Source organism: Flavobacterium ginsenosidimutans (assembly GCF_003254625.1).
Lineage (GTDB): Bacteria > Bacteroidota > Bacteroidia > Flavobacteriales > Flavobacteriaceae > Flavobacterium > Flavobacterium ginsenosidimutans.
Window position 1 is genome coordinate 186301 of record NZ_QJRJ01000080.1, and the last position, 13887, is coordinate 200187.

Annotated in this window: 13 protein-coding genes; 11 read left to right on the forward strand and 2 right to left on the reverse strand. The window is 31.5% G+C overall.

The genetic code is table 11. The annotated features are described in order from the left end of the window. Positions 1-288: 288 nt before the first annotated feature. Together DM444_RS17070 and DM444_RS17075 are read left to right on the forward strand one after the other, a co-directional pair. A complete protein-coding gene (locus DM444_RS17070; protein WP_111288818.1) occupies positions 289-735 on the forward strand; it encodes a response regulator in 447 nt (148 codons plus the stop codon). A gap of 12 nt (positions 736-747) precedes the next feature. After that, positions 748-4767 carry a PAS domain S-box protein gene (locus tag DM444_RS17075; RefSeq protein WP_111288820.1) on the forward strand — a complete coding sequence of 1340 codons (4020 nt, stop codon included), beginning with the start codon at positions 748-750 and terminating at the stop codon, positions 4765-4767. A gap of 104 nt (positions 4768-4871) precedes the next feature. Here the strand turns inward: DM444_RS17075 and DM444_RS17080 are convergent, their stop codons facing one another. Together DM444_RS17080 and DM444_RS17085 are read right to left on the reverse strand one after the other, a co-directional pair. Beyond that, positions 4872-5285: a lipocalin family protein gene (locus tag DM444_RS17080; protein WP_111288822.1), complete on the reverse strand. Its 414-nt coding sequence runs from the start codon at positions 5283-5285 to the stop codon at positions 4872-4874. A 123-nt stretch (positions 5286-5408) separates the two neighbouring features. Further along, a complete protein-coding gene (locus tag DM444_RS17085; RefSeq protein ID WP_111288824.1) occupies positions 5409-6425 on the reverse strand; it encodes a hypothetical protein in 1017 nt (338 codons plus the stop codon). A gap of 353 nt (positions 6426-6778) precedes the next feature. Between DM444_RS17085 and DM444_RS17090 the strand changes: the two genes are divergently transcribed. The 9 genes from DM444_RS17090 (at position 6779) to DM444_RS17130 (ending at position 13865) form a co-directional block, all read left to right on the forward strand. Beyond that, positions 6779-6967, forward strand: a complete 189-nt coding sequence (locus DM444_RS17090; RefSeq protein WP_111288826.1) for a hypothetical protein — start codon at positions 6779-6781, stop codon at positions 6965-6967. Positions 6968-7093: 126 nt separating this feature from the next. After that, positions 7094-8719 (forward strand): tetratricopeptide repeat-containing sensor histidine kinase, encoded by a 1626-nt coding sequence (locus tag DM444_RS17095; RefSeq protein WP_317048485.1) that lies wholly within the window; start codon positions 7094-7096, stop codon positions 8717-8719. Positions 8720-8725: 6 nt separating this feature from the next. After that, complete coding sequence (locus DM444_RS17100) at positions 8726-9394, forward strand: response regulator (protein ID WP_111288830.1); 669 nt, start codon at positions 8726-8728, stop codon at positions 9392-9394. A 152-nt stretch (positions 9395-9546) separates the two neighbouring features. After that, on the forward strand, positions 9547-9777 hold the full coding sequence (locus DM444_RS17105) for a hypothetical protein (RefSeq protein WP_111288832.1): 231 nt from the start codon (positions 9547-9549) through the stop codon (positions 9775-9777). Further along, positions 9778-10059 carry a membrane protein insertion efficiency factor YidD gene (gene yidD / locus DM444_RS17110; protein ID WP_111288834.1) on the forward strand — a complete coding sequence of 94 codons (282 nt, stop codon included), beginning with the start codon at positions 9778-9780 and terminating at the stop codon, positions 10057-10059. A 10-nt stretch (positions 10060-10069) separates the two neighbouring features. Beyond that, positions 10070-10465, forward strand: a complete 396-nt coding sequence (locus tag DM444_RS17115; RefSeq protein ID WP_111288836.1) for a hypothetical protein — start codon at positions 10070-10072, stop codon at positions 10463-10465. A gap of 3 nt (positions 10466-10468) precedes the next feature. Further along, positions 10469-11740 carry an ABC transporter permease gene (locus DM444_RS17120; protein ID WP_111288838.1) on the forward strand — a complete coding sequence of 424 codons (1272 nt, stop codon included), beginning with the start codon at positions 10469-10471 and terminating at the stop codon, positions 11738-11740. A 1-nt stretch (position 11741) separates the two neighbouring features. Next, entirely contained in the window at positions 11742-12641 is a 900-nt protein-coding gene (locus tag DM444_RS17125) for a hypothetical protein (protein WP_111288840.1), read from the forward strand. Between the two features lie 156 nt (positions 12642-12797). Continuing rightward, a complete protein-coding gene (locus tag DM444_RS17130; RefSeq protein WP_111288842.1) occupies positions 12798-13865 on the forward strand; it encodes a type I restriction endonuclease in 1068 nt (355 codons plus the stop codon). The last annotated feature ends 22 nt before the right edge of the window (positions 13866-13887 follow it).

Genomic DNA, 13887 nt, shown 5'->3' on the forward strand with positions numbered 1-13887 from the left:
TGGTGAATTTTTCGGATTGAAAAGTGAGATTTCAGAAGGCTTCCAGAAGATTTCTAATTTCTAATTTGAAAAGAAAACCTAATCTCAAGAATAGTTTTGCATCGAAAAAACGATAAGAATAAATTAAACGCAGTTTTTAGCAGAAAATTGCATTTGAGTATGAAAAACATATTTATATGCTATTTTTTTGTGTTTTAAAAAACATTCTTCACAAAAAAGCAGAAAATCTTACGGAAAAAAGTTAAATTTAACCAAACAAACTTAACCCTAAATTGAGGAGACTACAATATGAGTAAGGAGCATTACAATCTTTTATTGGCTGACGACGACGAAGACGACTGCCTTTTCTTTAAAGAAGCTCTCGATGAAATAGCTGTCAGCACTAATCTATCTATGGTTCACGATGGTGTACAATTGATGGATTATCTCAAAACAAATATTTCAAATTTTCCAGATGTTCTTTTTTTGGATTTAAATATGCCCCGAAAAAATGGTCTTGAATGTCTGGATGAAATTAAAAACGACGAAAAACTAAAAAACCTGTCTATTATTATTTTTTCAACTTCGCTCGATAGCGAAATTGTAAACAATTTGTACATAAAAGGTGCTTCTTATTATATTCGAAAACCTGGTGATTTTTCTAAACTTAAAACTGTTATCGAAAAAGCACTAAATGTAGCATCAGAAAATAATTTCAAACAGCCCGAAAGAGCAAAATTTATACTGCAACCTTAATCTTCTTTGGAAATGAACCGCAAAAAAAAGGAACATTATTTTCTTTCCGAAGGTGGCGAAATGGGAAGTTTAATTCGTTCTGCAGATTGGAGCAAAACACCTTTGGGCGATCCTGAAAAATGGCCACAAAGTTTAAAAACAATGACCGCAATGATGCTTGGCAATCCGTTTGGAATGTACATTGCATGGGGAAAAAATTATACTCAACTCTACAATGATGCTTTTAGACCTATTCTTGGGGCTTCTAAACATCCAGAAGCTTTAGGCGGAAGTTCCCGAAATACATTTGCTGAAATCTGGGAAACCATAGGTCCAATGTTTGCCAACGTAATGCAGGGACAAGCGGTAAGTCTTCCTGATTTTAAAGTTTCATTACATCGAAACGGTTATATAGAAGATTGTTTTTTTGATTTTTCATACAGTCCAATAAAAATTGAAGATGGGTCTGTCGGTGGTATTTTAGTGACTGTTATTGAAACCACAGAAAAGAAGATTGTTGCAGATGCTCTAAAAGAAAGTAATGCACGATTTGTAAATAATATTATGCAAGCTCCTATTGCAATGTGTATTTTTAGAGGTGAAAATCATATTGTTGAAATTGCTAATGACCAAATGCTCCAGCTTTGGGAAACAAAAGCAGAAAATGTAATTAATAAATCCATTTTTGAAGTTCTTCCTGGATTAAAGAAACAAGGTTTTGATGAAATTCTGCACAGCGTTTTTACAGACGGAAAAAAAATTAAGACAGACGAACTTTTTGTCCAATTAAATCGAAACGGAAAAACTGAAAATACTTATATCAATTTTGTTTACGAAGCTTTAAGAGAACCCGACGGAACTATTTCCGGCGTTGCAGCAATTGCTACAGAAGTTACTGCTCAAGTTTTGGCTCGCTCAAAAGTAGAAGAAAGTGAACAGAAAATAAGACAATTGGTCGAAAATGCACCTTTCCCTATTGCCGTTTATGTTGGAAAAGAAATGCGCATTGAACTTGCTAATGATTCAATCATTAAAGTTTGGGGAAAAGGTCCTGACGTGATTGGAAAAACATACACTGAAATTCTTCCCGAATTAAAAGATGAACCCATTTTTAAACAAGTCGAAACTGTTTATAAAACGGGACAATCTTTTCATTCTAAAAATACCCGAATTGATCTTGTTGTTGATAATGTTCTAAAAACATCTTATTTCAATTACAGTTTTACGCCGTTGTACGATCTAAATGGTAAAATTTATGGTGTAATGAATACCGCCGTAGATATCACCGACTTGTTCTTGGCCAAACAAAAAATTGAAGAAAGTGACAAACGTTTCCGTAACACAGTTAGACAGGCGCCTGTTGGTATTACCATTCTTCGAGGGCCAGAATATATTGTGGAAATGGCCAATGAAGCTTATCTTAAACTTGTAGATCGAGAAGAAAAAACTTTTATAGGAAGATCGTTGTATGATTCATTGCCTGAAGTAAAAGAAACCGTCAGCGCTTTCTTAGATGGCGTTTTAAAAACTGGAATTCCTTTTCATGGAATTGAAGTTCCTGTTCCTTTAAACCGATACGGAAAAATTGAAACTTCGTATTTTGATTTTCTTTATCATCCATTAAAAGAAGAAAATGGTGCAATCTCGGGAATTTTAGTAACCGTTACAGAAGTAAGCGAAAAAGTTGAAGCCAGAAAAAAAATCGAACTTAACGAAGAACGCTTAAGAATAGTAGTTGAAGCCAGCGAATTGGGAACTTGGGAATTGAATGTAAAAACGAGAATTCCAACTTATTCTCAACGATATCTTGAAATTATTGGCGGTTACACCGAATATGTACTGTTGACGCATGAAGAATTATTAGCGCATCTTCATCCTGACGATGTTCATATAAGGAACAAAGGTTTTAAGGAAGCGCTACGTTCAGGTTTACTAAATTATGAAGTACGGGTAATTTGGAAAGACCAATCGATACATTGGATTGAAGGAAAAGGAAAAGTTTTTTATGATGAAAATCATCAGCCTGAAAAACTAATTGGTACGATTCGAGATATTACCAAAGAAAAGAAATATCAGCAGAAAATTGAGGAAAGCGAAAAAAAACTGCGCAATCTTATTATGCAGTCGCCTGTTCCAAAAGCTATTTTGCGCGGAAATGATTTTGTTATCGAAATGGCCAATTTTGCCCTTTTGAAGAATATCTGGAAAAAAGAAGAATCGGAAGTTCAAGGAAAAAAAATATTGGAATTATTTCCAGAATTGAATAAACAGAAATATGCCAAATTATTAAAGAAAGTTTACGAATCAGGAAAAGTATATTCAGAATCTGAATCCTTACTTTTTATTGATAATGAAAAAGGCAGAAATCAGTTTTATGTTGATTTTGAATTTGCACCGCTTCGCGAAAGCGATAATTCGATTTCAGGACTTAGAATGACGCTTATCGATGTTACCGAAAAAGTCGAAGCCAGAAAAAAAATCGAAGAAAGCGAGAAAAGATTCCGTTCGCTTACAGAAAGTATTCCGCAATTAATCTGGGAAACAGATGCCGAAGGAAATGCACTATTTACATCAGGAAAATGGATGGAATATACTGGCATTGAACCTGGTATTGAAGGTTCGTGGCAAAAAATGATTCATCCTGACGATTTTGAAGAAAATGTCAAAATATGGCAGCACGCGCTCGCAACGGGCGAAATGTATCGCTGCGATGTGAGAATGCATAGAAAAGATGGCTCTTATAGATGGCATACCGTTATTGGCGAACCTGTTTTTGGTCCCGACAATAAAATTATAAAATGGGTTGGCGCTTTTACCGATATTCATACCGAAAAAGCTTTTACACATGAGCTTGAACAGCAGGTTACAGCTCGAACAAGAGAATTAATCCAGATGAATGAATCGCTTCGAAAAAGCGAAGAGCGTTATCATTTAATGGTTGAAGAAGTTCAGGAATATGCTATTTTATATCTAAATGCCTACGGAATTATTGAAAACTGGAATGCTGGAGCCGAAAAAATAAAAGGTTATAAAGCTGAAGAAGTAATTGGAAAATATTTTTCGATTTTCTATACCAAAGAAGATCAGCAAAAGAAACTGCCTGAAAAACTTTTACAGCTCGCAATCGAAAATGGAAAAGTCGTTCACGAAGGCTGGCGATCACGCAAAGATGGAAGTAAATTCTGGGCAAGTGTTGTAATAACTGCAATTCATAATAAGCAAAATGAAATTATCGGTTTCTCAAAAGTGACGCATGATTTAACAGAAAGAAAAAAAGCCGATGATAAATTAAAAATGAATGCACTCGAACTAGAGCAAAAAAACAATGAACTCGAAGAAATGAACAAAGAACTTCAGTCTTTTGCCTACATCTCGAGTCATGATTTGCAAGAACCGCTTCGAAAAATTCAGACTTTTGCTTCGCAGATTATCGAGAAAGAATCTGAGAATTTATCTGAAAACGGAAAAGATAAATTTAAACGAATGCAAAACGCAGCGCAGCGAATGCAGACTTTAATTAATGATTTATTGGCTTATTCGAGAACAAATGCGCATGAACGCACTTTTATAAAAACAGACCTCAGCCAGATTATCGAAGAAGTAAAAGAAGATCTAACGGAAGAATTAGAACAAAAAAATGCGATTATTGAAATTAAACAAACTTGCCACGTCGATATTATTCCGTTTCAATTCAAGCAATTACTTTATAATTTGATCAGCAATTCATTGAAATTTTCAAATCCAGAAATTCCGATTGTAATTAAAATTGAAAGCAAAACTGAATTAGGCAAAGATTTAGAAAATGAAAAACTGATCCCTGCCAAAAAATATTGTCATGTTAAAGTTTCAGATAACGGAATTGGTTTTGAAGCTCAATACAACAAAAAAATATTCGAAGTTTTTCAGCGCCTTCATGGCCGAGACCGCTACAACGGAACTGGAATTGGATTGGCAATTGTGAAAAAAATTGTAGAAAACCACAACGGAATTATCACTGCATCAGGAATCCAAAATGAAGGAGCGGCATTTGATATTTATATTCCTGTCAACTAAAATATTCGTGATATAATTTCATAAAAAAAAAAACGGAAACCACATTAAAGTCGTTTCCGTTTTCCATTTCAAAACAAATTGAAATTATCTCAAAACAAATTTTCTTATCTAGTATAAACTGTAATTACACCAGTTGTTTTGTCTTTTATTTTTAATTCTTTGTTCGTAAGATTCATAATATCGCTTACTGAACTAACGTTCCCAATTGTAATCGTTAAATCATTATGAGATCTTACATAAGTCCCTGTAGTTTCTGTCAAGGCGCAATCTGTACCATCATAATCTCCAATAACTGCTGCATTACTCACTCTTAAATCTAAATAATCTCTGTTACAGCCACTTTCGTTTTCTATTGCGTCAATTAAAACTTCTTGTCCGTTAACAATTGTTCCTGTTTTACTTAAATTGTATTTCCCTTGTATTGGAACTATTGTTTCCCCTTCGTTATCATCATTACTGCAAGAAATTGCAAAAAACCCGATACTTAATAATCCTAATAATAATGCTTTATTTTTCATGGTAGATTTTTGTTTAAAAATTATACTGCTAAATTAAAAGTATAATCCTACAGAAAATTCCATGATTTTAGGAATATTTTACATAAATCGCATTTTAACTTAAAATTAAGAGCTATAAAATCATTATTCGCAAATTTTCCCTTTCAGGTATTTACTAAACATATAGCCAGTCATAGGGTGTAGCGCTTTTTTATTCTCTGGATGCAACCCATTTCCATTATCATTAAAGAAATCTATTCCGTTTGCTGTTTTACCATACCAAACGATAGGATCTCCATTTGTTAGAAAACAAGTTGTAGTATCGCAAGCTTTAATTTTTCTAAAGTCCAATAGATCTTTATCTAGTCGAATTATTTCATTAAAATTACCTTCAATCTTCGAAGAACAATCTACAATCTCATAATGATCTTCTGACCATTGCATGCATTGTTTGTTAAAGAAAGCGAAGTAAATGACTGCAGCAACCAAACCAAAAACTACAAAAGTTACAATGCCTATATGTAATAGCTTAGTTGGTATTATATTTTCAGGCTTTTCTTTATCTTCTTTTACAACAGAAGTTACTGAAACAATTGGCATTGGCACTGATTCTAATTTCTGGTTTTGAATCAGTTCTGATTCCTGACTTTGAATTTGCTCTTGTTCTTCACTTTTTAAATCGGCAACTTTTTCAATTTCTACCTCATCAGTCAAATTATCAGAGAAAAAATCATTTTTCGGAAAATTAGTATCTCTTAATTCTTCAATTAATTTCAAATCTTCTGGATCAATTTCTTTTCTAAACTTATTAAAAGGTCTTGGTTGAAAATCTACTAAAATTGCGGCTAAATCTACAGTAGTAATATTGGCAGGATTTTTTTCTCCTCTATAAAACCCTCCTACTTTTTTAAACTTATCTGTGTATTTAGTAGAAGTATCTTCCTCCGATTTAAAATCAGTTCTGAAAAAATTACGATATACACTCAAATCTTCATCTTTTGGATTTGAGCTAAAAATTTCCCAACACAAATCCCTTAGAAGTGCTTGCGAAGGGTTACTTAAATAATGAGAGTGTTTTCCCTCAGTTTTTTCAATTCTAAACTTATTTCTTATAGCTTCTCTATAATCATTTTCAATTTTTTCTAAAGTATTTTTTCGCATAGGCCTTCAGGATTTTTCGGATTTCTTCTCGGATTTTTCGGTTTTTTTCGGATTGAACTGGAAAGATAGGACATCCAGGAATTCCGTACCAATACAGCTCTAACCCCCCTATATCTTTGCTCCAACAAAATTAGTTAACGTTTGATCTGCAGGTCAAAAACAAATGTACAAAACTAGTTAAGTCAACAAGTGTGGAAAACCGTAAAACAGAGTTTATCTGGGAAGTATAAATAATGTTTTATAGTTCTACACACTTCACTTCCCAAACAAAATTTGGTATTGCCATTCATTAACCAACCTGGAAAAATATTCCGGACAGCAATACCCATGTCCAACTTTTAAAATTTAAAAAAATGAAAACATTATATTTATGGGGAGCGTGTGCCCTGTTGTCAACTACATTATTTTCTTGCGCTGCTGACGAATTAGAAACAGCTGCTGACAAAACTGAAGTAAAAAAAGAAGTTAGTCCTATAAAAGGCGCACAAGCTGAAGGGCCAGAAGATGATCCAGTTGTGGTGCCGCCACCTAAAAAACCATAATTAAAAAAACAGTAAAATATAAATAAATTATTACTATTTTCGGGGAAAGTAACTTTTATGCTACGATCCCCGTTTTTTTGTCTGCTAATGGTTCTCTTCTTCTTTTCTTGTAAAGAAAAAACAACTGTGTCTCCTAAAGTCAATCTTCGCTTAGATGAAGCTTATCAAATAAGAGATAAAGGCATTGCCGATTTTCAAAACAAAAACTACAACAACGCTTTTTACAATTTTAATAAATCTAAAATACTTTCTGAAACTGTAAAAGACAGTTCCAATATTGTTTATAATTTAATTCAAATGGCTTCCATCCAACAAATAAATGGAGATTATTACGGAAGCAAAGAAACCTTAACAGAAGCGTTGCCATTCGTTAAAAAGAAAGATGTTTTCACCGTTTCTATCAATAACTTTTTTGGAATTGCAGACAAAGAACTTTCTCTTTATAATGATGCAATTTATTACTACAATGAAGCAATTAAAGATGCTGAGAATAATGTTTCTAAATTCTCCCCTTTAAATAATATCGCTGTTATTTATATCGAACAGAAAAAGTACAAAGAAGCCATTCAAATTCTAGAATCAATTCTAAAAGAAAAACAAATTTCAAAACAAAGTAAAGCAAGGGTTTTAGACAATCTTGGTTTTGCTTATTTTAGAATTGGCAATAACGAAAAGGGACTTGCATTAATGAATGAAGGTCTGAAAATTAGAACAGAGTCTCAAGATTTATATGCAACTATTGCCAGCAATCTTCATTTGGCTCAATTTTTCTCAAAAACTGATATTAAAAAATCAAATGAATATGCAGAAAAAGCGTATGAGATAGCTACAAAACTTCATAGTATTGACGAACGTTTAAAAGCGTTATCATTCTTAATATCAAATGATTCTGATTCTCAAAATGCTTATGCCCAAAAATTCATTTTCTTAAATGATAGCATTATTAAAATTCGCAACAATTTCAAAAACAAGTTTGCTAAGATTAAATATGATTCGAAAAAAGAAAAAGCCGAAAATGAAAAACTTCGTTTAGAAAAAGCCGAAAATTTAGTTGCTCTTAAAGAAGCTGAAAACGAAAAAATCATCTTTATTGCCGCTTTCACCATATTGCTGTTTTTATTGGCATATTTGAAAAAGCATTATGACAACAGAAACCGAATGGAGAAAATAAAAACAGCGTATGATACTGAAACCAGAATTGCAAAAGACATTCACGATGGTTTGGCAAACGATGTATTTCACGCTATTACTTATACTCAAACCCAGCCTTTAACCAACGAGAATAACAAAGACAACTTATTGGAAAAATTGGATGATATTTATTCGCGAGTTCGAGGGATTTCTCGAGAAAATAATAATATCGATACTGGTGCAAATTATCCCAATAATTTAAAAGAAATGCTTTCAACTTATAATAGCAGTCAAACAAATGTTATTATTAATGGTATTGATAAAGTAAATTGGGATGCGGTTGAGGATTTAAAAAAGATTGCCATCCAAAGAGTTTTGCACGAATTAATGGTTAATATGAAAAAACACAGTGAAGCTGCTGTCGTATCAATAACATTTAATTCAAACTCCAATTCTTTATTTATTGACTACAGCGATATTGGTAAAGGTTGCGAAAAGTCAAAGATTATAAAAAATGGTTTGCAAAATATGGAAAACCGTATTTTGGCTATAAACGGAACTATTACTTTTGACACTGAACCAAATAAAGGTTTCAAAGTAAAAATAACAATGCCTAAATAAGAGCCTATGTTTAAAAAAGTAATTATTGCCGAGGATTTTGAAGAATTCAATTTAGCCATAAAACAAACTTTGAATGATTTCGACATTGTCAATTTTCAGCACGCAAAATATTGTGACGATGCTTTTCTAAAAATAAGAAAAGCCATTCAGGATAATGAACCATATGATTTATTAATTAGTGATCTTTCATTTAAACAAGACCATCGTGAAGTAAAAATTGGTAGCGGTGACGAGCTAATTGAGAAAGTTCGTGAACTGCAACCTAATATTAAAATCATTGCCTACTCTATTGAAGATAAAAATGTTCGCATAAAATCACTTTTCGAAAATTCTGAAATTAACGCCTTTGTGCTAAAAGGCCGAAATAGTATTGAAGATCTTAAAAAAGCGATTACCTTGATTTCGAATTCTGATCAAAAATTTATTTCACCCGAAGTTGCATCTGCGCTTCAGGAAAAAGGCAATTACGAAATTGACGATGTCGATATTAAAATTTTAAAGTATTTGTCTGCTGGAACTTCGCAAGATGAAATCATCGAGATTTTTAAAACTAGTGATATTAAACCGAACAGTAAAAGTGCAATGGAAAAAAGGTTATCAAAACTAAAAGACTTTTTCAAGGCAAATAATACCATTCATTTGGTTTCCATTACAAAAGATATGGGAATTATTTAAATTCTCATCGCATCATTTTCAAGCTCCTTCGGGGGCTTTTTTTATTTCCGAAATTTAAATTTTACGGATTACGGTTTTCCATAAAATACTGGTTTTGATTGGTTTTACTTTTGGATTATAAAACAATTTAATATTAATTAAAACCAAAAATTATGGAATACAAAGTAGTGCCATTTGCAGCTTCAATCGATTTAAAGAAAAACACATCTTCACAAATCGCAGAACAATTAGAAAGTGCTATTAAATATCACACAGAAAAAGACTGGAAATATGTAAGAGTTGAAAACATAACAACTTTTGTTAATGCCGAAATGGGATGTTTCGGATTCGGAGCAAGACCAGCTCAAACACTTTTCACTCATTTAATTGTTTTTCAAAAATAAATGAAAATTTTCATTGTATTAATTATTCGATTGTATTGGATTTTAATTCCTCAATCTAAAAGAAGAAAATGCATTTTTAAAAAATCCTGCTCAAATTATGTTTTTGAAATAACACAAAACGAAGGATTCATAAAGGGATTAAAAGCATTTCAATTTCGATATAAAAACTGTAGAGGAAATTTTTCAATTTTTAAAAATCCAATTAATAACGAAATCCGAATGATTCTTCCTTCTCAACTAATAATTGACAAAGAGGAAATCGCTGATAGACTAATTAACTAAACCCAAAACTATGATAACACTAGAACTAAAAAGTCATTTTTTAAGATTATATCAAATGGCATTATCAGATGATCTATTTGATGTATTAGAGCTTCAAATGCTGTATCATTTTGCAGACGAGAGAGGAATTCCAAAAGAAGAACTGGATAAACTTTTTCTAAATCCTGTCAATACAGAATTTATTGTTCCAGAAGCTTTAAATACAAAAATTGAATATCTGTATGATCTTACCAGAATTATCTGGGCCGATGGAAAAATTACTGATGATGAATTAAATATGCTGAGAAAGTATTGCAGGAAATTTGATTTCATCGAAGAAAATATCAATGATTTATCTGATTATTTAATTGATTGTGTTCAGAAAAACATTGGAAAAGAAGAAATTATTAGTCAACTAAACGCTTAAGATATGAAACCACTTTCACAATTATTTAGTTTAAAAAAATCTGAAGATCCTTCTTTTAAAGTTTTGGAAGAAAATGAAGAAGACAGAGAACAAATTAGAATTACGTATTATCAAAGCGGTTTTGCCGCATCGGTAAAAGCAACTGGAAAACCAATTGTTTTAAAAGCATGTCTTCAAAATTTGTACATGAGTTTTGAAGATCAATGCCGAAAACAAAAAATGGAGCAAGACAGACTCAAACAGCCTTATCGCGAAGAACAGGAAAAAAACAGAACCGAACTTAAAAAATCTGAAACGGCTATTGGTATTTTTGAGAAAAAAGAACAAGATATCAATGAGAATATTGATCAGATAAAAAACGAAATTATAGAAGTTAAACGCAATCCTGATAAATACGGAATTGAAGAAGGAAAAGGTCTAAAAGCCCAATTTTATATTGGTCTTATTCTTTTGCTTCCAATTACATTATATGTTTTGGTATTCTACATTTCCGCTTCTTATTCTGCTTTTTTTAAGGAATTTTCAAATGACAGTTTAACTGCGGCAATCTTCGATGCAGATGCTTTCACAAATGCATTTAAGGCAAGCTGGCTTGAAGGCGTTTTGGTTACGACTATTCCGTTTGTTTTTATGGGATTGGGTTACGTGATTCACATGGTTCAAAAAGGAAAAGGAATCAAAAATATTTTTAGGCTCGCTGCGCTTTTTGCTATTACGTTTTTATTCGATTCTCTTTTGGCTTATATCATTGAGAAAAAAATATATGAGTTTAATAAAACAACAGAATCCTCTCCGTATAATTTAAATATTGCTTTGGGCGAACCAGAATTCTGGATGATCATTTTTGCAGGTTTTGTAGTCTATATCATTTGGGGACTTGTATTTGATTTTGTAATGAAAGAATTTGAAAACATTGATAAGATCAGAGCTTTTATAAGAGGAAAAAAAGAAAATTTACTCAACCTAGAAAAACTAAAAACGGATTATATAAACAAAATCAACGACTTCAAACAACAAACTGTTATTATTAATGGTAAAATCTCCGAATTGCAAGCCAAAATTGACGGTTTTGTTTTTCCTGTAAAAGAATATCTTCATTATCATCATCAATACAAAGAAGGCTGGTTTCAGGCAATTGGTACCGAATTGGCTTTACCATATAAAGAAAAAGAAGAGCTTCTTCAAAGCTGTGAACTTTACTCTGAGGAACATCTTGGAAAATTAAATTTAGTTGATCCTGACTTTCAACACTTGATATATTCTAAAATTAATTAAGATGAAAAACACTCTACTCAAAATTTCAACATCCTTATTATTGGTTTTATTTTTTTCATGCAAAGAAGAAACCAAAACTGAAAACAAGGAAACCTCAACTAAAAGTTCCATTTCAGAAAATTACAATATCAGTATTCTTGTTGATTTGTCAGATCGAATAAGTCTCAAAAAAAATCCGAATGCTACAATGGAAATATACCAAAGAGATTTAGGATATATCAAATCGGTTTCTGAAGCTTTTACGCAGCATTTAAAATCCAAAAGAATGAGACAGATTAATGATAAAATGCAGTTATTCTTTAATCCCGAACCTGAAAATTCTGAAATTAATTCTATTTCAAAAGATTTGAGAATTAATGTTACTAAAGATAATGCTTCAAAAAAATTCCTCAATTCCATTAATGATACTTATTCTTTAAAAACGGCAACTATTTATGAATCTGCAATTAAAGATGATAAATACATTGGTTCAGATATTTGGAACTTTTTTGACAGTAAAGTACAAGATCAATGCATTGATAAGAATTTCAGAAACATCTTGGTTATTTTAACAGACGGGTATATGTTTTATGAAGGAACTCAAATCAAAGACGGAAATTTATCCAGTTATTTAACACCTCAACTTATTAAACAAAATGGTTTAAATACAAACGATTGGGAGAAAAAATTTGAAAAAGAAAATTTTGGTTTCATTAAAACTGATACCGACTTATCCAATCTTGAAGTCTTAGTTTTAGGGATAAATCCAAGTAAAAATAATCCTTTCGAAGAAAAAATTATAAAAGCTTACTGGACTAAATGGCTTTCTGAAATGAAGATAAAACATTTCGAAATCAAAAATGCCGACTTGCCTTCTAACATGGATAAAATCATTAAAGATTTTATTTTAGAAAAAGAATAAAACATCAAACCAATATGTTTTAAAGAGGAACTTCATTGTCCTCTTTTTTCCGTTTAAAAAACTTCTTCTTTTAAAATTCTGTTTCATTACGGATTTCCATAAAATACTGATTTTGATTGGTTTTACTTTTGAATTATTAATTTAAATTCTAAACCTATGGAAATGAATATTCAACTAAAATCGTTAGCAGATAAAATAAATCAGCTGAAAAGTAAAATTGAAACAGAAGAGTCTACTAAGCATGCTTTTGTATTACCTTTTATAAATATTTTGGGATACGATGCATTTAATCCGCTTGAAGTAGTTCCTGAATTTACCGCAGATCTTGGATTAAAAAAAGGCGAAAAAGTAGATTATGCTATTTTCCAAAATGGAGAACCTATAATAATTGTGGAATGCAAAAGCTGGAAAGAAAAACTTACGGTTCATAATTCCCAATTATTCCGTTACTTTCATGTTACAAAAACCCGATTTGCTCTTTTAACAAACGGAATAAATTATCAATTCTTTACCGATTTAGATGATCAAAATAAAATGGATGAAAAGCCTTTTTTGGAATTTGATATCTGTAATCTGAAAGAAAATACAATAAACGAAATTGCAAAATTCCACAAAGCAAATTTTGACGTTGACAATATTGTAAGCAATGCCAGTTCTTTAAAATATATTAAAGAAATAAAAAAACAGATAAGTACAGAACTAGAAAACCCATCTAATGAATTTACAAAACTTTTTGCCAACAAAGTTTACACTGGCAGGCTTACAGAAAAAGTTGTAGAAGAATTTAAAGATTTAGTTCAAAAATCGGTAAATCAATTCATTAATGACAAAATTAACGATCGTTTGAATGCCGCTTTAAGCAAAGAAACTATTAAGCAACAAGATGAAGAAATTATTTCTCTTGAAGATGACAATAAAGTCGTAACAACCGAAGAAGAATTAGATGGTTATCGTATTGTGGTTGCCATTTTACGCCGAAAATTGCCAATTAGCAGAATAGTATATCGCGATACACAGTCTTATTTCGGAATATTATTAGACGATAATAATCGTAAACCTCTATGCAGACTTCACTTAAATGGTGGAAAAAAATATATAAGTCTTTTCAATAATAACAAAAGCGAAGCTAAAATCGCAATATCTTCAATTGATGACATCTATCAATACGAAAAAGAATTATTAGAAACTGCAGCTCTTTATGAAACAGAATTAAATCCCGTATAAGTACTCACTTTGAAGAATTTAA

What these genes read in the sequence shown, in the direction of transcription:
- DM444_RS17070 (WP_111288818.1), top strand. Translation starts at nt 289, where the DNA reads ATGAGTAAGGAGCATTACAATCTTTTATTGGCTGACGACGACGAAGAC.
- DM444_RS17075 (WP_111288820.1), top strand. Translation starts at nt 748, where the DNA reads ATGAACCGCAAAAAAAAGGAACATTATTTTCTTTCCGAAGGTGGCGAA.
- DM444_RS17080 (WP_111288822.1), bottom strand. Translation starts at nt 5,285, where the DNA reads ATGAAAAATAAAGCATTATTATTAGGATTATTAAGTATCGGGTTTTTT.
- DM444_RS17085 (WP_111288824.1), bottom strand. Translation starts at nt 6,425, where the DNA reads ATGCGAAAAAATACTTTAGAAAAAATTGAAAATGATTATAGAGAAGCT.
- DM444_RS17090 (WP_111288826.1), top strand. Translation starts at nt 6,779, where the DNA reads ATGAAAACATTATATTTATGGGGAGCGTGTGCCCTGTTGTCAACTACA.
- DM444_RS17100 (WP_111288830.1), top strand. Translation starts at nt 8,726, where the DNA reads ATGTTTAAAAAAGTAATTATTGCCGAGGATTTTGAAGAATTCAATTTA.
- DM444_RS17105 (WP_111288832.1), top strand. Translation starts at nt 9,547, where the DNA reads ATGGAATACAAAGTAGTGCCATTTGCAGCTTCAATCGATTTAAAGAAA.
- yidD (WP_111288834.1), top strand. Translation starts at nt 9,778, where the DNA reads ATGAAAATTTTCATTGTATTAATTATTCGATTGTATTGGATTTTAATT.
- DM444_RS17115 (WP_111288836.1), top strand. Translation starts at nt 10,070, where the DNA reads ATGATAACACTAGAACTAAAAAGTCATTTTTTAAGATTATATCAAATG.
- DM444_RS17120 (WP_111288838.1), top strand. Translation starts at nt 10,469, where the DNA reads ATGAAACCACTTTCACAATTATTTAGTTTAAAAAAATCTGAAGATCCT.
- DM444_RS17125 (WP_111288840.1), top strand. Translation starts at nt 11,742, where the DNA reads ATGAAAAACACTCTACTCAAAATTTCAACATCCTTATTATTGGTTTTA.
- DM444_RS17130 (WP_111288842.1), top strand. Translation starts at nt 12,798, where the DNA reads ATGGAAATGAATATTCAACTAAAATCGTTAGCAGATAAAATAAATCAG.